Consider the following 20,070-nt stretch of genomic DNA (forward strand, 5'->3'; position numbering starts at 1 on the left):
ATGTTTCAAAAAGCACTATGGCTAAGAACATATCAACAAAGTAAATATGTTGTGTGGTTGTTTTGGTTCGTTAGCTTCTATACTTTATCATATAAATACTATATGGCTTCTATTCAACAGCTATACTTTCTAAATGACAATAAAAAGTGGAACTATGTATATCACTACCACTTTGATTTAACACTTATAGAGCCTGCCCTACTGTTAGGTGGTGTACTTATCGTTCTAGCTTGTACATTAATTGGTTGGGAAAGACAAAATAACTCTAGTGACTTGCTATGGTCTATGCCATTTAAACGTTCACACATCTATATAACAAAGTGGTTGTTTGGGATCTGCAACATTGCAGCAATCATCGTATTAAACTGGGGACTATTCGCCATTATGAAAAAAACAACTTTTCATAATAAATATCAAATATTTTCACCATTTCATACTTATTTTCTATACATGTTAATTGTGTTAATCGCTATTTATACGCTTGCATTATGTATAGGAACAATTACTGGGAATATTCTCTCGCAGGGACTTCTTACTGCAGCTATATTCATGTTTCCATTGTTATTTCCATCCCTTATCTCAGCGGTCATCGCTGTTCACTCGAATACTGACTTTCATGAGGACAATGGCAATATTCATCGTGTTATGGAAAACATACGCATTTCGGGTCCAGCAGAAAATTTTCATATTAGATTTGATTATGATCCACAAAATGCTTATACCGATAAAGATGGAGTGCGTCATAATGAACCAAACTTTACAGAAATCCCTTCAGTAAAAACATTGATTGGACCTATTGTAAATATAATTATTCTATTACCACTCGGTATATATTTATATGTTCGTTCAGCCAATGAGCGGAATGGTAGTTTCTTACTATATCCAAAGCTTCAAAAAACATTTATGGTCTGCGCTATTTTCTGTATTGGAATTAGCGGCGGTTTAATAATTGGTGGGACCCATTCGTTGCTTAATTTTTACGTTGGTTTATTCGGAACAAGCATAATTAGCTATTTTCTTCTATCTAAAATATTGAGATTGAAGGTCTCTTGGAATTTCAAATAAAATAATCTCCTCACTAAGAGGAGGTTATTTCACATTCTCTCTCCTATCTCCATACACCATCTCTTCTTTCATCCCAAATCCATCACCATTTTGCACAATTTGCTCTGTTGGTGCGACTACACTTTCAGCAATTTTCCATTCCCCGCGCTCTTTTATAAATACTTGTAGAAAATAGTTCATGCCATTTAGCTGATATGCATTTTCTTTTTTCACGTTATAGTGCACCGCAATGTAGTACACTTGAATATTTTCTTTTCCTGCTTTCGATACGTATTGCGATAATCTCGGAATATACATGGATGCTTTCTGAAAAGGCAGTTGCTTCGCTCTAACGAGCGATGAACTAGTTACATTACGTAATGTGTCCTGCTTACGAACATTATCGCTATGATGAAATAATACTGCGTTTTGCATAGAACGAACCCATAATTTCGAATATAAGACAGTATTATCGTTTTCAATGTACTTCACTTCTTTTTGCACCACTTTGATAGGGGTATCGGCGTACATGAATGTATGAAAGCAGAAAAAACTTCCAAGTAAAATGGTAAGTGCAGCAATATATTTCATAATCTTTCCTCCGATTCTTTTTAATTAAAGTATCGGAGTTTCAAAATATTTTTATTCAAAAGAAAAAGGATAGGAAAGCTCTCGCTTCCTATCCTCATTTATTATAATACGCGGCCAAATAGTTCTAAAACCATTTCTATCTCTTGGTCGCTCCAACCTTTAAATTTCTCTTTATAATATTCTTTACGCACAGCTTCAAGCTTTTCAGTTACTTCTCGTCCGTTTTCAGTAATTTCTAAGTATACGATACGACGGTCCGAATTTGAACGTTTTCTTTCAACAAACCCTTTTCGCACGAGACGATCTGTTACAGCTGTAATATGACTGGAGGTTACGTTTACTTCACTCGCAATTTGCGAAGCCATCTGTGGACTTTTTAAAAATAACGCACGTAATACAGAGAATTCATTATATGGCATATGCTCTGAAAAACGTGTATTAATATCATTTTGCAATAAACGTATCATCTTTCGAAATGATGCAGATAAATCTAAAATCAGTGTTTCTCTATTTTCGTTCACTAGCCTCGTCCCTTTTTTATCATATTTACACATATTATAATCTATAAATACCTATGTTGTATATGCTTTCTTCTCACAACATTCTCATTTATGTAACTTTTTTCATACGATTTTCTTTTTTGTTCACACATATACATGTAAAAAAGGATGGTGAGCATAAATGCAAGGTGGAATGAATCCGTATTTACATAATATACGTACGACAAATACTGGTAAAGAAGCTACTATTACTGTACAAGGAGAAGGCATTATAAAGGCAAAACCAAATGTTGTCATATTAACACTGGGCATTCGAACAGATAGTAAAAATGTAAAACAAGCGCAAGAAGAAAATGCGATACAATCGAAACAATTGCTTGATGCACTCAAACAGCTAGGTATTGCCGATAAAGATATAGAAACCATTTCTTATACGATTACTCCTCAATACGAATATGTAAATGATAAAGCATTACTACAAGGCTACCGTGTGGAGCATTTGTATGAAATTACCGTTTTAAATGTGCAAAAAGCAGGGGAAGTATATGATATAGCCGTTACGAATGGTGCAAACGTAGCAAAAGGATTACGTTTTCGAATATCTCATCCAAATAAATATTATGAGCAAGCTCTCATTCAAGCTCTGCAACAAGCAGTAGACAAAGCTCGTACAATTGCGAGTACCTACAATTTAAATATTAATCCTGTTCCCCTCTCACTCGTTGAAGAATCTGTCCAATTACCACGGGAGATCGCATCATATGCTACTTTGCATGCACAGGCAGCTCCGCCCATTCAATCAGGAGAACTAGAAATCATTTCATCTATCCGGGCAATTTTTACGTATTTATAAATAAATCCATTTATAAGTAACCGTTATCATTTTCGTTGTTGTAAAAACATGATGTTCTGATATAATAAAGGACGGTGAGCTCTTACATAAGAGATATCACGGGTGGGAGAGGGATATGAAAAAGAAGGTTTAACATGAAAGGAATACTTGAAAGAACATTTAAATTAGACTTACACCAAACATCACCAAAACAAGAAGTTTTAGCTGGAGTCACGTCATTTTTCACAATTGTTTATATTATGATTGTAAATGCGTCAATCTTATCAGATGCCGGCATTCCTCTTGAGGCAGGAATTTTAGCAACTGTTTTTAGTTCATTTGTCGGATGTCTACTCATGGCATTTTGGGCAAATGCACCTGCTATTCTTGTCCCTGGTATGGGTGTAAATGCATTCTTCACGTACACTGCTGTGCATACGCTCGGTTTAACTTGGCAAGAAGCATTGGCAGCTGTTTTTATCGCCGGTATTATTTTTGCAATTGCTGCTTTTACACCGATTGCTCGCGTGCTTTCGGTATCGATTCCAAAGTCATTAAAGGAAGCGATCACTGTCGGTATCGGGTTGTTTTTAGCTTTCATCGGCTTGCAAAAAGGTGGTTTAGTCGTTTCGCATCCTAATACTGCTGTTGCAATGGGGAAATTAAGTAGTCCTGTCGTTCTTGCCACACTACTTACTCTTATTGTGGCACTTGTGCTATTTGTGCGTAACGTACGTGGAAGCTTTTTATGGACGATTGCAATTGGAACTGGTATTGCATGGCTGTTTGGTCTTGTTGATACGAGTCAAGTGGGAAGTAGTTCGTTTTCATTCGCTAATTACGGCGATGTGTTTGGAGCTATGTCATTTGGGAAACTTTCTTCCTTACCATTTTGGATTGCAACATTCTCCTTAAGCATGGTGCTTATTTTTGAGAACATGGGACTACTGCACGGCTTATTAGAAGATGATCGTAAATTCCCACGTGCTTACCAAGCAAATGCAATTTCAGCAATGACATGTGGTCTATTTGGCACAAGCCCTACCGTTTCAACAGTAGAGAGTGCCGCAGGTATTACTGCAGGCGGAAAAACAGGTCTGACGTCTATCGTTACAGGGTTGTTATTCTTCGCATCACTTTTTGCGCTTCCGTTTGTCAAACTAATTCCTGATAGTGCCATTGCACCAATCTTAATTATTATTGGCGGCCTGATGATTACAAGCATTCAACAAATTCCTCTGAACGACTTTTCAGAAGGATTTCCAGCGTTTTTAATTATCGTTATGATCCCGCTCACATATAGTATCGCTGATGGCATTGCGTTCGGATTTATTGCTTATCCTATCTTGAAAGTTGCTCTTGGAAAGCGTAAAGAAGTCGCACCGTCCATGTATATCGTTACATGCTTATTCTTAGCCATGTTCGTATTACACGCTATTGGCTAAGAAAAAAACACCGAGGAAATCCTCGGTGTTTTTTTACTTAAACCATCCTTTTTTATAAAACCAAGCCATCATTCCGCCGCCAATTAACGCCATAATTAATAGACAAATAAAGTAACTATACTTCCCGCCAAGCTCTGGCATATGCGAAAAGTTCATACCGTATACCCCTGCAATAAATGTCAACGGCATGAAAATAGTTGAGAAAACAGTTAATGTTTTCATAATATTGTTCATATGGTGGGAATTCAATGAAAAGTAACTATCTCGAATATCTGCTGTTAATTCACGGCTCGCTTCAATCATCTCTGTCAGTTTAAGCAAATGATCATGTATATCTTTAAAATAAATTTCATGATCGCTTATACCGTAAAAACGTGTTGAATTTAGTATACGATACAATAAATCACGCATCGGAATAATCGTACGCCTTAGCTTAGATAAATCTGTCCGAATATCAAATACCTCTTCTAGCACACTTCCTGCTGTCTCACCCGTTAAATTGTCATCAATTGCATTTAAATGGTCTTCAATGTAATAAACAGGTGCGAAATAATCATCTACAATTTGATCAATAATTGTATGTGCTACATTTAAAGGACTCTTCTTAATACGTTTCTTCTCACCGAGCGTTTTCCATACTCTTTCAATCGCATTGTTATGAGAGAAGTGGAAAGAAACTATATATCGATCACTAACAAATAAATCGATTTCATGCGGTTCTAATCCGTCTTCTCCGAATCCATGGAGAACTAAAAAGTTATATCCATCATAAAAATCTACCTTTGGCCTCTGTACATACTCTACACAATCTTCAATTGCAAGGGGATGGAATTTGAAATGATCTTGTAAAATATATATATACTCTTCTTTCGTCGGCTTATATAAATCAAGCCAATACCATACGATGTTTTCTTTTTTCGTTTCTTCTAGCGAAACATCATATAAAACTTCATTTTTTTTCGTTATTGCACAAATTCTAATCATAATTTCACCCATTACTATTATAAACAAAAAATAGTAAAAAAAGCCAAGGAGAAATCTCCTCAGCTTTTTTTATTACTTCGTTACAATTCCGTGTACTAAAGTCGGTGCATCTACCTGGTCTTTAGCGATTTTCATGTTCTCATAAATTTTCGCTTTTACGTCTTCAACATTTTCGCGGTTTGCGTAAATTGTAACAAGAGAGTCGCCTTTTTTTACGCTATCTCCTACTTTTTTGCGAAGCATTAGACCAACCGCTAAATCAATTTCAGACTCTTTCGTTGCACGCCCTGCTCCTAAAAGCATTGCTGCTGTTCCGATTTCATCTGCAACGATTTCTGATACGTAACCGTCTTCTTTCGCTTCCACTTCAATTTTATATTGTGCTTGTGGCAATTTAGAAGGATCATCAACAACAGAAGCATCGCCGCCCTGCGCCGATAAGAACGTTTTAAATGCTTCTAACGCTTTTCCATTGTTCATTACTTCAATTAATTTTTCACGTGCATCTTCTAAAGATGAAGCTTGTCCAGCAAGGTATACCATTTGACTTCCAAGCGTTAAACATAGCTCTTCTAAATCTTTTGGTCCCTTACCTTGTAATGTATCAATCGCTTCTTGTACTTCTAATGCGTTACCGATTGCCTCACCAAGTGGCTGACTCATATCAGAAATAACTGCCATCGTATTACGGCCAACGTTATTTCCGATTCGCACCATTGCTTCCGCTAAACGTTTTGCATCTTCGTCTGTTTTCATAAATGCGCCCGCTCCAGTTTTTACATCAAGAACGATTGCATCTGCGCCAGCAGCAATTTTCTTACTCATAATCGAACTTGCAATAAGCGGAATAGAATTTACTGTTGCCGTTACATCACGAAGCGCATATAACTTTTTATCAGCAGGTGTTAAGTTTCCACTTTGTCCGATAACAGCAATTTTATTTTCATTTACAAGACGCATGAATTCATTATTTTCAATTTCAACATGGAATCCTGGTACTGCTTCTAATTTATCGATTGTACCACCCGTATGTCCTAGACCACGTCCAGACATTTTCGCAACTGGTACATCTAAAGCAGCTACTAATGGACCTAATACAAGTGTCGTTGTATCACCAACACCACCTGTTGAATGCTTATCTACTTTTACCCCTTCAATTGCTGATAAATCAATTGTATCGCCGCTGTTTACCATTGCCATCGTTAAATCAGCACGTTCTTGTTCATTCATATCTTGGAAGAAAATTGCCATTGCAAGTGAACTCATTTGATAATCTGGAATATTACCATTTGTATATCCTTCAACGATAAAGTTAATTTCTTCTGTCGTTAATGCATGCCCATCACGTTTTTTTGCAATTAGGTCCACCATTCTCATTGTGAAGTCACCCCTTCATTTGTTTTACAATTGCTTTTACTAACGCTAAGAAGTTAGCTTTAACACGTTCTGTCGTTTCAATTACTTCATCGTGGTGAAGTGGTTGATCTAAAATACCAGCTGCCATATTTGAAATACAAGAAATACCAAGTACTTTCATACCCGCATGACGCGCTACAATTACTTCAGGTACAGTTGACATACCAACTGCATCTCCGCCAAGTGTACGAAGCATACGAATTTCAGCAGGTGTTTCATATACAGGACCTGTCATTCCAACATATACACCTTCTTGTACTTTAATATTTAAATCTGCTGCAACTTGTTTCGCCATTTCGCGAAGTTCTGGCGTATATGATGTAGACATATCAGGGAAACGTACACCCATTTCAGAATCATTTGGTCCGATTAATGGATTCGTACCCATGAAGTTAATGTGGTCTGAAATTAACATAAGATCGCCTGGTTCAAATGATGTATTTACACCACCAGCTGCGTTCGTTACGACAACTGTTTCTACACCTAGTTCTTTCATAACACGAACTGGGAATGTTACTTTTTGCATATCGTATCCTTCGTAGAAATGGAAACGTCCTTGCATTGCTACTACTGTTACACCTTGAAGTGTACCGAATACAAGTTGGCCTGCATGTCCTTCTACCGTTGAAACTGGGAATTCAGGGATTTCACTGTATGGGACTGTTACTGCATTCTCGATTTCATCTGCTAATACACCTAGTCCAGATCCAAGGATTAGTCCTACTTGTGGTGTCTCTTGAAATTTCTCTTTTAAGTATGAAGCTGATTTTGTAATTAGTTCACGATTCATCTGTTTATCCCCCTATTTCTTTAGCTCGTTTAAGAAGCTTGTTCCGTGTTCTGGCATTTTCACACCGAAGTTTTCTGCTACAGTTGCACCAATATCAGCAAATGTTTGACGAAGTGGTAGCTCTTGTCCGCCTTCTTTCATGCTTGGGCTATATGCTAATAACGGTACATATTCACGTGTATGATCAGTACCAGGATGTACTGGATCATTACCGTGGTCTGCTGTAATTAATAATAGATCATCTTCTTGTAGTTTTTCGAATACTTCAGGAAGACGTGCGTCATATTCTTGTAGAGCTTCTCCGTACCCTTGTGGGTCACGACGATGACCAAATAAGGCATCAAAGTCAACTAAGTTTAAGAAGCTAATACCTGTAAAGTCCATATTTAATGTATCTACAAGCTTGTCCATTCCATCCATATTTGATTTCGTACGAAGTGATTCAGTTACACCTTCTCCATCATAAATGTCAGCAATTTTACCAATAGCAATTACATCATAATCGCTATCTTTTAGTTCATTCATTACCGTACGACCGAATGGTTTTAATGCATAGTCATGACGATTTGGTGTACGCGTGAAGTTTCCTGGCTCTCCAACGAACGGACGAGCGATAACACGTCCTACCATGTACTTCTCATCTAATGTTAATTCACGTGCGATTTTACAAATTTTATATAGCTCTTCAAGTGGTACTACTTCTTCATGAGCTGCGATCTGCAATACACTATCAGCAGAAGTGTAAACAATTAAAGAACCTGTTTCCATTTGTTCTTGACCAAGCTCATCAAGAATCTCAGTTCCAGAGGCTGGTTTATTACCGATAATTTTACGACCTGTCTTTTCTTCTAATTCATCAAGTAATTCTTTCGGGAATCCTTCAGGAAACACTTGGAATGGTGTATCAATGTAAAGGCCCATGATTTCCCAGTGACCTGTCATTGTATCTTTACCTGTAGATTTCTCTTGCATTTTTGTATAATATCCAAGTGGTTTCTCTACTTTAGAGATCCCTTTCATTTCACGAATATTACCAAGGCCTAATTTCACCATGTTTGGCATGTGTAATCCATTCATATGTTCAGCAATATGACCAATTGTATCAGAACCTAAATCACCAAACTGTTCAGCATCCGGTGCTTCACCGATTCCCACAGAGTCCATTACGACTAGGAAAATACGTTTATATTTATTCATAACTGCAACCTCCTATATGTTCAGTTCTACTTCTTGTAGTATGTTCAAAACGCTATAAAGTGAAACTGTTATCAATGGGAATTATCTTCGTCCTCATTACCAAACAGTACTTCTTTAAATCATTCTCTAACTTTTTCGTTTTACTTTCAAACGAATCAAAAACATTTCTAGTTTTTTCCAAGTCAGATGTCAGACATCTGATATTGATATCATAACATGTTTACGCTTTCTTTTTAATACATTTTCGTAGAATTTCTCATTTTCTTTACCCTTCTATTGTAATCCATTCTGCAAAGAAGTGCTAATCATTTCATGACTTATTTCCTAAAATAAAAAGCAGCTCTAAGAGCTACTTTTTATTTTACTTCTACTGTTTCTTCTTTATGTTCATGTAGTTCACCTTTTCTTACATGAACTTTCACTTTATAAGCACCATTCTCTTTGAAAGTATGTTTACTTTCATATTCCCCTTTATTCCCCTCTTTTGCTGGAATAAATTCGTGTTTTTCAACGCCGTCTTTCCAAATTTCAAGTTGTACTTCAGCACCAGTTAATGCTTCTTCTTTTTGTTTTAAATGAACTTTCATTGTTGACTCAGCATTTGCTTTTATGTCACCAGCCATAAGATGAATCATTGTGTCACTTTTATGATCGCCATGTCCTGCACTGTGATCGCTATTTTCTTTTTTCGCATCTTCTACTTTCGCATTCCCTACAGCAACTTTGTGTTCTGGCATAACGTGCATATCACGTGCATTTGTATGAGGAATAATATGATATACTCCATCAGTTTCAAATGTTTTCTCTACTGCATAAACACCTTTTCCTTTATGCTTACCATCTAACATCTCGTGTTTCTCGTCGCCATCTTTCCAAATCTCAAACTTTACGTCATCAGCATCCGTTACTCTTTCTTTTCCTTGTGTAACAAGTGCTTGTACTTCTGTTTTTTCACCAGGTTTAATTTCTTCCGGATTCGTTTGAACCGCTACTTTTATACCTTCAAGTTTCTGTCCTTTTTTCGGTTCTTCTTTGTTTGTATTACAGCCAGCCAATGCTAGCATCGCGATAAATAATGTAATAATAAGTTTTTTCATCTTCATTTCCTCCTTCATACTTTCCTTAGTATAGAGGAAATACATTGTAATATTCTAGTCTTCTGCTGAAAACAATGTACGAAATGTTTGTGAAGTTTCTGTGAAATGGTTCACTCTTCTTAATCTATGAAAAAAGAGCATAGTGACTATGCTCTCGGGTGAAACTGTTTATATACATCTTTTAATCTAGTTTTTGAAACATGCGTATAGATTTGCGTTGTTGAAATATCTGCATGTCCAAGCATTTCTTGTACAGCACGCAAGTCTGCCCCGTTTTCTAATAAATGCGTAGCAAAAGAATGGCGCAACGTATGCGGTGTAAGCTCTTTTTCAATATTCGCTTCTTTCGCTAGTCGTTTTAAAATTTTCCAAAATCCCTGTCTCGATAATCGATTACCATGATGGTTTAAAAAGAGTGCATCTACTGCTTTTTTACCCATCAATTCTCTTCTTCCTTTTTCAATATACTTTTGAATCGCTTCTGTTGCTAAGCTTCCTAATGGAATAATTCTTTCTTTATTCCCTTTCCCAATGCAGCGAACAAACCCCATCGTTAAGTGTACATCTTCTAAATTTAATGCAATTAATTCTGAAACACGAAGTCCTGTTGCATACAACAACTCTAACATTGCCTTATCACGAATCCCAAAAGCACTTGCCGTTTTCGGTGTTTGAAGCAATGCTTCCACTTCGTCGATTGATAATACTTTTGGTAATTTTCGTTCCCCTTGTGGCGTTTCAATATGTACCGATGGGTCATGCTCCACTGCTCGTTCACGAAGTAAAAATTGATGAAACGAACGAATCGATGCAATATGACGCGCCAATGTTTTTGAAGATTTCCCGTTTTCTTTTAAATGCTGCAAAAAGTTAACAATATGCAAGCGTGTCACTTCATGAAACGTCTTCGTTTGTTCTACATTTTGCAAATACTTCACATAACTTTTCAAATCGCGTTCATAAGATACAACTGTATTTTTCGCTAAACCTTTTTCAACAATCATATAATGAATAAAATCTTTTAATTGATCTTCCAATCTACACTACTCCCCATTTTCATAGAAAAACATCATTCTATTTACGAAAGCATCCTTTTCCGGCTCCTCATTCCCTGATACTTTTTCTACAGTCTCTTCTTTTGGCTTTTCATAACGATGGTAACTTTCATATTCTTCATTTATCCATAGTATAGCGAAATAAAACAAAATCGTACAACTTGTAAATAATAAAAATACTTTCATCCCATCAAAAGTTAATTTTAAAGCTCGGCGCATTGTAAATTCCTCCAAAATATAAGTTATTACAACATATGCCAAGCTTTCACCAATTTATACCTTATTCAAATAAAAAACCTCTTCCTAGTTAAATAGGAAAAGGTTATTTTTCATCCGTTTCATTTTCTTGACAATTTTTACAAATCCCATGGAATGTTAAACGATGATCTTTCACCTTAAAGCTCCAGTCTCGTTCCACTTTATTCTCCACTTCACCAAGTAAATCTTCTTGTATTTCTTGTACAGCACCGCATTGTGTACAGATTAAATGATGATGGAAACGCTGTGCACCTTCTTGGCGTAAGTCATAACGCGAAACACCGTCTCCAAAGTTAATCTTATCGACAACTTTCAACTCAGACAATAACTCTAAAGTTCGATAGACGGTTGCTAATCCGATCTCTGGCGACTTTTCTTTTACAAGGAGGTATACATCTTCTGCGCTTAAATGGTCTTCTTCATTTTCTAGCAGCACACGAACTGTTGCTTCACGTTGTGGTGTCAATTTATAGCTCGCTGCATGTAATTGCTTCTTAATTCGTTCAATTCTTTCTTCCATTCGGTACTACTCCCTCCTCGCCACTCTTACACCATTATATCAGAAGAAGGGCTCCTGTCAAAAGAAAAACAATAAAAACAAACTGATAATTATTCTCAAAAAGTATTTATTGTTTGTTAATAGCCTCCACAACTTCTTTCATTAAAACTGGTGATGCATACACTTCGACACTGGAAGCAATAGCTAATATCGCTCCAATCACGAGAAAAAAACATGTATAGCGAATTAATAACGGTAATAGTGGCTCAGTTATTTTCCTGATAAATTGATGCCTAATCATTCTCAAGGAAAAGCTTGCAGCAATTGTTGTCATTACGAGAAATACAGGAATTATAATTAAATTTTGTGGCAATACAGATACAAATGCTAATAATAATCCATTCCATCCGTGCTGACTTACTAAAAAACCTACTGTAAATCCAACAACTACCCCTTTTAAAAATAGTAAGATAAAAATGAGCGGCAACCCAATAATTGAAATCCCCAAAATCCAAATAAAGCCGATATATTTTAATTGCGAAAAGTAACTTTCTCGAAACATTTCGCCCGCGACAGCAAATTCTCCTTTAGAAACTTGTCCAAAAAAACGCTGTAAATAAAATGATAAATCTTGCTTTTGGTTTATTTGTAAACTATTCACAAGAATCGCTCCAAATATTACTCCCATCAGTAATAAAACCGCATTAAATATATATAGTGAAGAATTTTCCTGTATGTGAGACATTACACGGTCTTGCCACGTTTTTCGCCACATTTTCCTTCCCTCCGTTCACACTCTTACTAAAAATGTATGAAAGAAAGAAAAAAAGTATGACGAATTAACATTGAAATTCCGCTCTACTTTGCTAAACTAAAAAGTAGAGAATAGGAGGGATTTCTCTTGAAACCATTATTATTAGATTTTCCAACATTATTTCAAACTGAGCGCTTGCAAGTACGTAAGCCGTTTCCAGGTGATGGTACAGAAGTATATGAAGCAATCCAAGCTTCTCTAGAAGACTTATTACCGTGGGTACCAATTACAGCTGAAACAGAAGAACGTGCTGAAGAAATTGTTCGCGAAGCTCACGGACAGTTTTTACTTCGTGAAACACTTGATTTCCACTTATACGATAAAGTATCTGGTACATTCATCGGAGCTATTACTCTCAAGCCTGAAAACTGGAATATTCCAAAGTTTTCACTTCACTTCTGGCTACATAGCGCTTATACAAAGCAAGGCTATATGACAGAAGCCATTAAAGGTGCGATTCAATTTGCATTTGATAAACTAGGTGCTAGAAGAATTGAAATTCGTACTGATGCAACAAATATAAACGCATGTAACTTAGCAGAACGTTTAGAATTTATTTTAGAAGGTACAATGGAAAATGATTTCCTAGCACCCGATGGTAGCTTACGCGATGCACGTGTATATGCAAAAATCAACTAAAAACACTCGCCTTAGGCGAGTGTTTATTTTTGTAATTGTAAATATTGTACTGCAAACATCGTCTTAGCATCATGTATGCGAAGGTCTTTCATAAGATCAATCGCTTCTTCTAATGACACTTCCATTAATTCCACAAATTCATCTTCATCTAAAGCTGCTTTATTTTCTTTTTGTTTTAATCCTGTCGCTTTATATACATATAAAATCTCATCTGCAAAACCAGGTGATGTATAGAAAGATGTAATAAGCTCCATATTTTCACATACATATCCTGTTTCTTCTTCTAATTCACGAACTGCTGTTACCTCTGGCTTTTCCCCAGGTTCTAACTTCCCAGCAGGAATTTCCACAATTGCTTTTTCGAGAGCTTTACGATACTGCTCAACGAGTACAATTTTCCCCTCATCAGTAATAGCAATAATAGCAACTGCCCCAGGGTGATTTACGATTTCACGTTTACTCATTTCTCCATTTGGTAATACTACATCATCAACACGAACTTTTATAACTCTACCATCAAAAATCGGTTCAGTTTTTACTGTTCTTTCTGCAAGATTACTCATACTACTTCATCTCCCTGTTCTATTTCCTAATCGTTCTTCATACATTTTACCACATTGAAAGGAGCGTGATAGAAATGAAAGTTTACATTTTACCAAATCGCGTCACTTTAGTCGGCAAAGCATGGCAAATTCGTCATAAGCTAAAACAATATGGAAAAGAGTATACAACTGTACAAGAGTGGATTACAGCAAATAAAGTGAAACTTTAATCAGAGGGGGGGTTGCCCATCCCCCTCTGATTATTCGCCCTCACCAATCGGCCGTTAATCTCCTACTTAACTTCCTCGCATGTGCCGAATTTTGAGGTGAGAGTCTTACTGCCCGCAAATAGCGGGGGAAAAAGTAAATGTTTGTCAACCGCCTTCCCCTTTCGTACAATAAAGATAAGGAGGTTGACCTATGAAAAAACGTCAATTAGGAAACTCAGATTTATATGTTACGGAAATCGGATTTGGCTGTATGTCTCTCGGTACATCTGAGGCTGAAGCTATGCGTATTATCGATGAGGCAATCGATTTAGGAATTAACTTTTTTGATACAGCGGACTTATACGATTATGGATTAAATGAAGAATTTGTTGGAAAAGCTCTGAAAGGAAAACGTGACCAAATTGTTCTTACAACAAAGGTTGGAAATCGATGGACAGAAGAAAAAAACGGTTGGTCTTGGGATCCTTCTAAAGCTTACATAAAAGCCGAAGTAAAAGAGAGTTTACGTAGACTTCAAACAGATTATATTGATCTTTATCAACTGCATGGCGGGACGACTGAAGATCCTATAGATGAAACAATTGAAGCCTTTGAAGAATTGAAAAAAGAAGGTATTATTCGTCATTATGGTATCTCTTCTATACGTCCAAATGTCATTCGTGAGTATGCACAACGTTCAAATATCGTTAGTGTATTAATGGAATACAGCCTTTTAAATCGTCGTCCTGAAGAATGGTTCCAGGTGCTTAATGAACATCAAATTAGTGTCATCGCACGCGGACCACTTGCGAAAGGCATTTTAACTAACAACAATGCAAGCAAGATAGAAAGAGTAAAGAAAAAAGATTACCTATCCTATTCTTATGATGAATTACATACAACACTCGCGAGTGTAAAAGAAATTATAGGAGAAAGATCTTTAACTGGATCGGCCATTCAATACTGCTTACATAATGAAGCTGTTGCATCTGTTATACCTGGTGCAAGCTCTATTCAACAGTTGCAAGCAAATGTACATGCTGGGGAACAAACGTCGTTAACAAAAGAAGAATATACACAACTTCAGCAAATTGTTAAATTTGATACGTATACATTACATCGTTAAAAATATGAGTTTTATTTTTTCTTGTGGAACATTGCTTCAGTAAATGAAATTATATTGGCGATTCGACAAGGAATATCGATTATCAATACTATTTTATAATAGTATTAACCTAATAATAAGAAATGGCTACCCCAAAAGGAATTTGGGGTGGCCTGTCTTTTTATAACGTATCATATTTATCAGGATTCGTTCCTACATGTAAATTACGATTTAACGTATTAATTTGATCCATCTCTTCTTCAGTTAATGAGAAATCAAAAATAGTAAAGTTCTCTTTAATACGAGATGGCGTAACAGATTTAGGAATAGTCACAATCCCACTTTGAATATCCCATCGCAATATAACTTGTGCAGGTGACTTTTCATATTTTTTAGCAATATCCTGAATAATTGGATGCTGGAATACTTCGCCGCCTCTCATTAAAGGACTCCACGCTTCCATTTGAATTTGCTCACCTTGACAGAAATCACGCAATTCAAATTGCGCTAACATCGGATGAAGTTCAACTTGGTTTACCATCGGCTTCACTTTACAATTTGGTAATAACAGTTCTAAGTGATGTTTATGAAAATTAGAAACACCAATGGCACGCACTTTACCTTCTTCATATAGCTTTTCTAGAGCACGGTATGTATCAACATACTTCCCTCTTATCGGCCAATGGATTAAATATAAATCTACATAGTCCATTTGTAATTTCTTTAAACTTTTTTCAAACGCCCGAAGAGTCTCCTCGTACCCTTGATCGTCGTTCCAAACTTTCGTTGTAATAAACAAGTCTTCTCGCGGGATTCCAGATTCACGAACCGCTTCTCCGACACCGCTTTCATTTTCATATACACTTGCTGTATCAATCGAACGGTATCCAACTTCTAATGCTGTTTTTACTGCTTGTTTTACTTCGTTTCCTTCTTTCGCTTTATAAACGCCTAGACCAATCATCGGCATTTTCACACCATTATGAAGTGTAGTTGTTGGAATATGCACAGTCGTTCTCCCTTTCATTCTTACATTTTTTTATAAACCACCACTTTATTTCAACAAGATTCACCCAAAAAGTCAAAACATACGTACAGTTTACATAATACTTTTATACACATTTAAAAAAATAACGTGAACTCAGTCATTCACGTTATTTCCTTTCCATTCTTTCGCTTTTTCATCAACATTACGTACAAACTCATTTTTCCCTTCCGTATACATCGTGCCATCATATGTATATTTTTCCGCTAGTTCTTTCTTTAAAGTTGCATATGCCTCTGCTTCTTCACAATGAGCCATCATATAATCACGAAATGATAAATGCCTTGTAATCTCAGGATTCCCTTTTTCAAATACGTGTAAGTGATACGATCGTCTTTCTTCCGTTCCATGAATAAAATAACGGCGTCCTGAAATACCATTTTCCCCTTTCACAATATAACCAAGCTCGTCAAAGTGTTTGTTCCAATGATCAACTCTTTCAATACTATCTACTTCCATTATCATATCAATGATAGGCTTAGCCGCCAGTCCTGGCACTGATGTACTGCCAATATGATGAATTTTCACCGTTTCTGGCATCGCCGCCCTTAATCTTTCGGCTTCCATTTGGAATTTCTCCCTCCAATGATTTTCGTACGGAACGACTACAATTTTCCTCATTCTAACTCCCCTTTTCTTACAAACTCGTCAAAAAAATGATCAGCGGCATTTCACTGATCATCTTTTTATTATTTAAAGTCTTTCCAAGTAAGGCTACTTTCACTTAAGAGTTCTTCAAATGATTTATTCTTTTCACGTTCTTTTTGTTCCTTACGCTTTCTTTCTTGCTCTGCTGCCTCTTTTTTCTCTTCTCTCACTTGCAACTCTTTTTTCTTATTCTTTAATTGTTGCATGAGCGAATCATTCAATTGATCACCTAGTGTAAGCGATTCTTTCTCTGGTTGATTCATTTGAGATTGTCTTTGTGTTTGTGTTTGTCTTTGCTTCTTTTTCTTCATGCTGCTCACCTTTTGCTTTTTTCTCCATTATAGAGGATACACAATGAAATCGACAATAAAAAAGGCACATTACTTTCATCATTTCTATCATTTAACTTTTGTAAATATGTAAATCTTTCGAAAAAACTAAATTTTATTGTAGCTATAATCCTATTAATCTATTAAAATTATGTCGTATGATGTCAGATTATAAAAAAAGGAGAAATTAATTATGTGGAAAAAAATCATTCCTGCTGTTGCTGTTTTGAGCACCCTTACTTTTTCAAGCGTATTCGCCGCTCCTCCATCTCAGACTCCAGCCGAACAAAACCGATACATAGACGTACAAATGCTTGGTATTAATGATTTCCATGGACAACTAGATACTGTAAAAAAAATTAATAACAAAGAAGCTGGCGGCGCTGATTACTTAGCTACTTATTTAAAAGAACGCAAAAAACAAAACCCTAATACGCTTCTTGTACATGCTGGAGATATTGTCGGAGCTAGCCCACCAGTTTCAGCTTTATTACAAGACGAACCGACTATTGAATTTTTAAATGACTTAAAGTTTGATGTTGGTACAATTGGAAATCATGAATTCGATGAAGGTATCGATGAAATGAAACGCCTCATTTACGGTGGATATCACGAAAAAACAGGGAATTTCAAAGGTGCAAACTTCCCTTATGTCGCTGCAAACTTCTATAATAAATCAACTGGCCGCTTATTTTTACCACCATTTACTGTAAAAATGGTAGATGGAGTTCCTGTAGGGTTCATTGGAGTTGTTACAACGGATACACCGAATGTCGTTATGCCAACTATGCTAAAGAATGTACAAATTACTGATGAAGTTGAAGCTATTAATAAATCTACTCAACAATTAAAGCGTCTCGGTGTTAAATCTATCGTAGTCCTTGCGCATGTTGGAGGTACAACTGATGACACTGGCGTAACAAACGGTGACCTTACCCGTATTGCAAATGAAACCGATCCAGAAGTCGATGTTATTTTCGGTGGACATAGTCATACGTATGTAAACGGTACTGTAAATAATAAACTTATCGTACAAGCGAACTCTTACGGCACAGCTTTCTCCGACGTAGATGTAACGATTGATAGAAAAACAAAAGATATTGTGAAGAAAAAAGCTGAAGTTATTACAACGTACCATGAAGGTGTAGAGCCTGATCAACAAGTAAAACAAAAGCTAGATCAATATAAAGAAAAAATCGCACCGCTTGTAAATGAAGTTGTTGGAAAATCTACAGCAGCTATCGACCGTAAACAAAACGATGCTGGTGAGTCTACTCTTGGAAATTTAATTGCCGATGCACAGCGCCAAACAATGCAAACGCAAATCGCTCTTATGAATCCTGGTGGAATTCGTAATGATCTAGATGCTGGAGATATTACATGGGGCGAATTATACGGCATTCAGCCTTTTGGAAACCAATTAATTAAAGTAGATTTAACAGGTCAAGATATTCGTGATATTTTAAATCAACAATGGCAAAAAGGAGCAACGAGAATGCTTCAAATCTCAGGTATTCAATACACTTGGGATGCAAATAAACCGATGGGCGAAAAGGTTACAAATATCCGTTTAACAAATGGTGAAGAGTTAGTTTCCTCTAAAACGTATAGCGTAGTTGCAAATGCTTTCCTAGCTTCTGGCGGTGATGGATTTGTATCCTTTAAAAATGGAAAAAATGCTGAAACTGGTCCAAACGATTTTGAAGCATTAGTCGATTATGTAAAACAAGTGAAAGAACCAATTCAGCCAATTATTGATGGACGTATTCAAAAAATCAACTAAATACTATTCAAACTAGTGCATGACACTCGAAAGAAGAAGCTCCTTTTATATGCAAGGAGCTTCTTCTTTTAGAGTCATATGCATTGTCAGACTGAGAGGTATTCCTCTAGTCCATGGCAGTAAAGGATAAGCACATAGCCCCTTGTTTCCTCGTAGGATATAGAAAACTATAATGGGAGGATTCGTATGTATTTCTATCCAAACAATTACGATACATTATATCGACAAAACGACAAACTCATTCGTAATATTGAGAAAGCAATTAATGGAGAATATAGCGCCATTCATTGTTATGCTAAATTAGCTAATTTAGCTCCAGACATAAATGAACGAAATCAAATCCTTGAAATTCGGCAAGATGAAATAAAACATTTTCACCAATTTGTCCAAATCTACACCCTTTTAACTGGTAAAAAACCTCAACCCCAAATCATTGAAGAATGTCCAACTCTTTATTTGAGCGGATTAGAATTCGCTATACAAGATGAGCAACGAACAGTTGATTTTTACTTAGAAATTGCAGACGAAGCGACAAATCAACAAGTAAAAGAAATATTTCGGCGCACAGCAGCTGATGAACAAAATCACGCTGTTTGGTTCTTGTATTACTTTTCGAAACAAAACAAAAAATAAAATGAAATAAGACAAAAAGGATACACGCTCTTATATGGAACATAGTATCCTTTCTTTTATCTTTCTAAATACGTTTCACCATTTAAATCATATCGCTGCAAAAATTCCTGTAGTGCCTCTTCTACAATTTTAGACTTTTGAATCCCTTTCGATTCCGATATAACATCTAGTCTTGCTAATACTTCTATATTAATCGAAAAGGTTCGTTTCTTTTTCTCTGTGCTCTTACTTATAATTTGAACACTTACTTCTTCTCTTTTTCTTAGCAATTCATAAATGCTTTGTAATTGTTCATAAATTAGTAATTGATAGTCTGTTTTTGCATATTGAAGGGCAGTAGCTTCTTGGATTTGCAAATGACGTGGCTCTTCACCATCACCTATAAAGATACGTTTTTTCTGCTCTCCATCATATTCATATCCAATCACCCTTAATTTCTTTGATAATGTATATGGGCTCATTTCAAGCCGTTTCGCTATAATAGCGATTGATTCGCGTCTATTTAAAGAATCAATAATTTCTCCAATCGTCACATTCTCCCCCCTCTCTTAATCGCCTAAACTTGAAATCAAACCAGTATGTTATGATACAATGATTTTCTAGTAGTATATGCAA

At 36.2% G+C, this 20,070-nt stretch carries 24 protein-coding genes; 8 read left to right on the forward strand and 16 right to left on the reverse strand.

Features of this window, described 5'->3' with window-relative positions:
- The gene (locus tag FT637_RS02565; protein ID WP_193645010.1) at positions 1 to 1,065 is read left to right on the forward strand and encodes an ABC transporter permease subunit; all 1,065 of its coding nucleotides are present in this window, start codon (positions 1 to 3) and stop codon (positions 1,063 to 1,065) included.
- A 24-nt stretch (positions 1,066 to 1,089) separates the two neighbouring features.
- On the opposite strand, the gene FT637_RS02570 is transcribed toward FT637_RS02565, so the two are convergent.
- Together FT637_RS02570 and FT637_RS02575 are read right to left on the reverse strand one after the other, a co-directional pair.
- Positions 1,090 to 1,635: a hypothetical protein gene (locus FT637_RS02570; RefSeq protein ID WP_193645011.1), complete on the reverse strand. Its 546-nt coding sequence runs from the start codon at positions 1,633 to 1,635 to the stop codon at positions 1,090 to 1,092.
- A gap of 101 nt (positions 1,636 to 1,736) precedes the next feature.
- Positions 1,737 to 2,156, reverse strand: coding sequence for a MarR family winged helix-turn-helix transcriptional regulator (locus FT637_RS02575; protein WP_002088468.1), 420 nt, complete (start codon positions 2,154 to 2,156; stop codon positions 1,737 to 1,739).
- Between the two features lie 160 nt (positions 2,157 to 2,316).
- Here FT637_RS02575 and FT637_RS02580 point away from each other — a divergent pair, with 160 nt between their 5' ends.
- Entirely contained in the window at positions 2,317 to 2,988 is a 672-nt protein-coding gene (locus FT637_RS02580; protein ID WP_193645012.1) for an SIMPL domain-containing protein, read from the forward strand.
- 134 nt (positions 2,989 to 3,122) lie between these two features.
- The gene (locus FT637_RS02585) at positions 3,123 to 4,412 is read left to right on the forward strand and encodes an NCS2 family permease (RefSeq protein WP_193645013.1); all 1,290 of its coding nucleotides are present in this window, start codon (positions 3,123 to 3,125) and stop codon (positions 4,410 to 4,412) included.
- A 33-nt stretch (positions 4,413 to 4,445) separates the two neighbouring features.
- Here the strand turns inward: FT637_RS02585 and corA are convergent, their stop codons facing one another.
- The 9 genes from corA to spoIIM all read right to left on the reverse strand — a co-directional run bounded on the left by corA (position 4,446) and on the right by spoIIM (position 12,483).
- On the reverse strand, positions 4,446 to 5,408 hold the full coding sequence (gene corA, locus FT637_RS02590; RefSeq protein ID WP_193645514.1) for a magnesium/cobalt transporter CorA: 963 nt from the start codon (positions 5,406 to 5,408) through the stop codon (positions 4,446 to 4,448).
- A 60-nt stretch (positions 5,409 to 5,468) separates the two neighbouring features.
- Positions 5,469 to 6,773, reverse strand: coding sequence for a pyrimidine-nucleoside phosphorylase (locus tag FT637_RS02595; protein ID WP_193645014.1), 1,305 nt, complete (start codon positions 6,771 to 6,773; stop codon positions 5,469 to 5,471).
- 7 nt (positions 6,774 to 6,780) lie between these two features.
- Entirely contained in the window at positions 6,781 to 7,602 is an 822-nt protein-coding gene (locus FT637_RS02600; protein WP_001078443.1) for a purine-nucleoside phosphorylase, read from the reverse strand.
- Between the two features lie 12 nt (positions 7,603 to 7,614).
- Positions 7,615 to 8,799 (reverse strand): phosphopentomutase, encoded by a 1,185-nt coding sequence (deoB, locus tag FT637_RS02605; RefSeq protein ID WP_193645015.1) that lies wholly within the window; start codon positions 8,797 to 8,799, stop codon positions 7,615 to 7,617.
- A gap of 356 nt (positions 8,800 to 9,155) precedes the next feature.
- Positions 9,156 to 9,896: a FixH family protein gene (locus FT637_RS02610; RefSeq protein ID WP_193645016.1), complete on the reverse strand. Its 741-nt coding sequence runs from the start codon at positions 9,894 to 9,896 to the stop codon at positions 9,156 to 9,158.
- Between the two features lie 146 nt (positions 9,897 to 10,042).
- Positions 10,043 to 10,933 (reverse strand): site-specific tyrosine recombinase XerD, encoded by an 891-nt coding sequence (gene xerD, locus FT637_RS02615; protein ID WP_193645017.1) that lies wholly within the window; start codon positions 10,931 to 10,933, stop codon positions 10,043 to 10,045.
- Between the two features lie 6 nt (positions 10,934 to 10,939).
- A complete protein-coding gene (locus FT637_RS02620) occupies positions 10,940 to 11,170 on the reverse strand; it encodes a YqzK family protein (RefSeq protein ID WP_002088473.1) in 231 nt (76 codons plus the stop codon).
- Between the two features lie 103 nt (positions 11,171 to 11,273).
- Entirely contained in the window at positions 11,274 to 11,729 is a 456-nt protein-coding gene (locus FT637_RS02625; protein WP_000392654.1) for a Fur family transcriptional regulator, read from the reverse strand.
- Between the two features lie 106 nt (positions 11,730 to 11,835).
- Positions 11,836 to 12,483 carry a stage II sporulation protein M gene (gene spoIIM / locus FT637_RS02630; protein ID WP_193645018.1) on the reverse strand — a complete coding sequence of 216 codons (648 nt, stop codon included), beginning with the start codon at positions 12,481 to 12,483 and terminating at the stop codon, positions 11,836 to 11,838.
- Between the two features lie 126 nt (positions 12,484 to 12,609).
- On the opposite strand from spoIIM, the gene FT637_RS02635 reads away from it, so the two are divergent.
- Complete coding sequence (locus tag FT637_RS02635) at positions 12,610 to 13,161, forward strand: GNAT family N-acetyltransferase (RefSeq protein ID WP_193645019.1); 552 nt, start codon at positions 12,610 to 12,612, stop codon at positions 13,159 to 13,161.
- A 23-nt stretch (positions 13,162 to 13,184) separates the two neighbouring features.
- On the opposite strand, the gene FT637_RS02640 is transcribed toward FT637_RS02635, so the two are convergent.
- A complete protein-coding gene (locus FT637_RS02640) occupies positions 13,185 to 13,724 on the reverse strand; it encodes an NUDIX domain-containing protein (protein WP_002014941.1) in 540 nt (179 codons plus the stop codon).
- Positions 13,725 to 13,798: 74 nt separating this feature from the next.
- On the opposite strand from FT637_RS02640, the gene mciZ reads away from it, so the two are divergent.
- Positions 13,799 to 13,933: a Z-ring formation inhibitor MciZ gene (gene mciZ / locus FT637_RS02645; RefSeq protein WP_000870297.1), complete on the forward strand. Its 135-nt coding sequence runs from the start codon at positions 13,799 to 13,801 to the stop codon at positions 13,931 to 13,933.
- Positions 13,934 to 14,123: 190 nt separating this feature from the next.
- Positions 14,124 to 15,038 (forward strand): aldo/keto reductase, encoded by a 915-nt coding sequence (locus FT637_RS02650; protein WP_193645020.1) that lies wholly within the window; start codon positions 14,124 to 14,126, stop codon positions 15,036 to 15,038.
- 160 nt (positions 15,039 to 15,198) lie between these two features.
- Here FT637_RS02650 and FT637_RS02655 read toward each other — a convergent pair whose 3' ends face one another.
- The 3 genes from FT637_RS02655 to FT637_RS02665 all read right to left on the reverse strand — a co-directional run bounded on the left by FT637_RS02655 (position 15,199) and on the right by FT637_RS02665 (position 17,021).
- Positions 15,199 to 16,026, reverse strand: a complete 828-nt coding sequence (locus tag FT637_RS02655) for an aldo/keto reductase (protein ID WP_193645515.1) — start codon at positions 16,024 to 16,026, stop codon at positions 15,199 to 15,201.
- 132 nt (positions 16,027 to 16,158) lie between these two features.
- Positions 16,159 to 16,683, reverse strand: coding sequence for a GrpB family protein (locus FT637_RS02660; RefSeq protein WP_193645021.1), 525 nt, complete (start codon positions 16,681 to 16,683; stop codon positions 16,159 to 16,161).
- 68 nt (positions 16,684 to 16,751) lie between these two features.
- Positions 16,752 to 17,021 carry a YqkE family protein gene (locus FT637_RS02665; RefSeq protein ID WP_193645022.1) on the reverse strand — a complete coding sequence of 90 codons (270 nt, stop codon included), beginning with the start codon at positions 17,019 to 17,021 and terminating at the stop codon, positions 16,752 to 16,754.
- Between the two features lie 211 nt (positions 17,022 to 17,232).
- On the opposite strand from FT637_RS02665, the gene FT637_RS02670 reads away from it, so the two are divergent.
- The gene (locus tag FT637_RS02670) at positions 17,233 to 18,822 is read left to right on the forward strand and encodes a bifunctional metallophosphatase/5'-nucleotidase (RefSeq protein ID WP_193645023.1); all 1,590 of its coding nucleotides are present in this window, start codon (positions 17,233 to 17,235) and stop codon (positions 18,820 to 18,822) included.
- 186 nt (positions 18,823 to 19,008) lie between these two features.
- On the forward strand, positions 19,009 to 19,455 hold the full coding sequence (locus tag FT637_RS02675; protein ID WP_193645024.1) for a ferritin-like domain-containing protein: 447 nt from the start codon (positions 19,009 to 19,011) through the stop codon (positions 19,453 to 19,455).
- Positions 19,456 to 19,511: 56 nt separating this feature from the next.
- Here FT637_RS02675 and FT637_RS02680 read toward each other — a convergent pair whose 3' ends face one another.
- Positions 19,512 to 19,988 carry a ribbon-helix-helix domain-containing protein gene (locus FT637_RS02680; RefSeq protein ID WP_193645025.1) on the reverse strand — a complete coding sequence of 159 codons (477 nt, stop codon included), beginning with the start codon at positions 19,986 to 19,988 and terminating at the stop codon, positions 19,512 to 19,514.
- Positions 19,989 to 20,070: the final 82 nt, after the last annotated feature.

The sequence above is a fragment of the Bacillus cereus genome (assembly GCF_015071065.1).
Taxonomy (GTDB): Bacteria; Bacillota; Bacilli; order Bacillales; family Bacillaceae_G; genus Bacillus_A; species Bacillus_A cereus_BA.

What these genes read in the sequence shown, in the direction of transcription:
- FT637_RS02565 (WP_193645010.1), top strand. Translation starts at nt 1, where the DNA reads ATGTTTCAAAAAGCACTATGGCTAAGAACATATCAACAAAGTAAATAT.
- FT637_RS02570 (WP_193645011.1), bottom strand. Translation starts at nt 1,635, where the DNA reads ATGAAATATATTGCTGCACTTACCATTTTACTTGGAAGTTTTTTCTGC.
- FT637_RS02580 (WP_193645012.1), top strand. Translation starts at nt 2,317, where the DNA reads ATGCAAGGTGGAATGAATCCGTATTTACATAATATACGTACGACAAAT.
- FT637_RS02585 (WP_193645013.1), top strand. Translation starts at nt 3,123, where the DNA reads ATGAAAGGAATACTTGAAAGAACATTTAAATTAGACTTACACCAAACA.
- corA (WP_193645514.1), bottom strand. Translation starts at nt 5,408, where the DNA reads ATGGGTGAAATTATGATTAGAATTTGTGCAATAACGAAAAAAAATGAA.
- FT637_RS02595 (WP_193645014.1), bottom strand. Translation starts at nt 6,773, where the DNA reads ATGAGAATGGTGGACCTAATTGCAAAAAAACGTGATGGGCATGCATTA.
- FT637_RS02600 (WP_001078443.1), bottom strand. Translation starts at nt 7,602, where the DNA reads ATGAATCGTGAACTAATTACAAAATCAGCTTCATACTTAAAAGAGAAA.
- deoB (WP_193645015.1), bottom strand. Translation starts at nt 8,799, where the DNA reads ATGAATAAATATAAACGTATTTTCCTAGTCGTAATGGACTCTGTGGGA.
- FT637_RS02610 (WP_193645016.1), bottom strand. Translation starts at nt 9,896, where the DNA reads ATGAAAAAACTTATTATTACATTATTTATCGCGATGCTAGCATTGGCT.
- FT637_RS02620 (WP_002088473.1), bottom strand. Translation starts at nt 11,170, where the DNA reads ATGCGCCGAGCTTTAAAATTAACTTTTGATGGGATGAAAGTATTTTTA.
- FT637_RS02625 (WP_000392654.1), bottom strand. Translation starts at nt 11,729, where the DNA reads ATGGAAGAAAGAATTGAACGAATTAAGAAGCAATTACATGCAGCGAGC.
- spoIIM (WP_193645018.1), bottom strand. Translation starts at nt 12,483, where the DNA reads ATGTGGCGAAAAACGTGGCAAGACCGTGTAATGTCTCACATACAGGAA.
- FT637_RS02640 (WP_002014941.1), bottom strand. Translation starts at nt 13,724, where the DNA reads ATGAGTAATCTTGCAGAAAGAACAGTAAAAACTGAACCGATTTTTGAT.
- mciZ (WP_000870297.1), top strand. Translation starts at nt 13,799, where the DNA reads ATGAAAGTTTACATTTTACCAAATCGCGTCACTTTAGTCGGCAAAGCA.
- FT637_RS02650 (WP_193645020.1), top strand. Translation starts at nt 14,124, where the DNA reads ATGAAAAAACGTCAATTAGGAAACTCAGATTTATATGTTACGGAAATC.
- FT637_RS02660 (WP_193645021.1), bottom strand. Translation starts at nt 16,683, where the DNA reads ATGAGGAAAATTGTAGTCGTTCCGTACGAAAATCATTGGAGGGAGAAA.
- FT637_RS02665 (WP_193645022.1), bottom strand. Translation starts at nt 17,021, where the DNA reads ATGAAGAAAAAGAAGCAAAGACAAACACAAACACAAAGACAATCTCAA.
- FT637_RS02670 (WP_193645023.1), top strand. Translation starts at nt 17,233, where the DNA reads ATGTGGAAAAAAATCATTCCTGCTGTTGCTGTTTTGAGCACCCTTACT.
- FT637_RS02675 (WP_193645024.1), top strand. Translation starts at nt 19,009, where the DNA reads ATGTATTTCTATCCAAACAATTACGATACATTATATCGACAAAACGAC.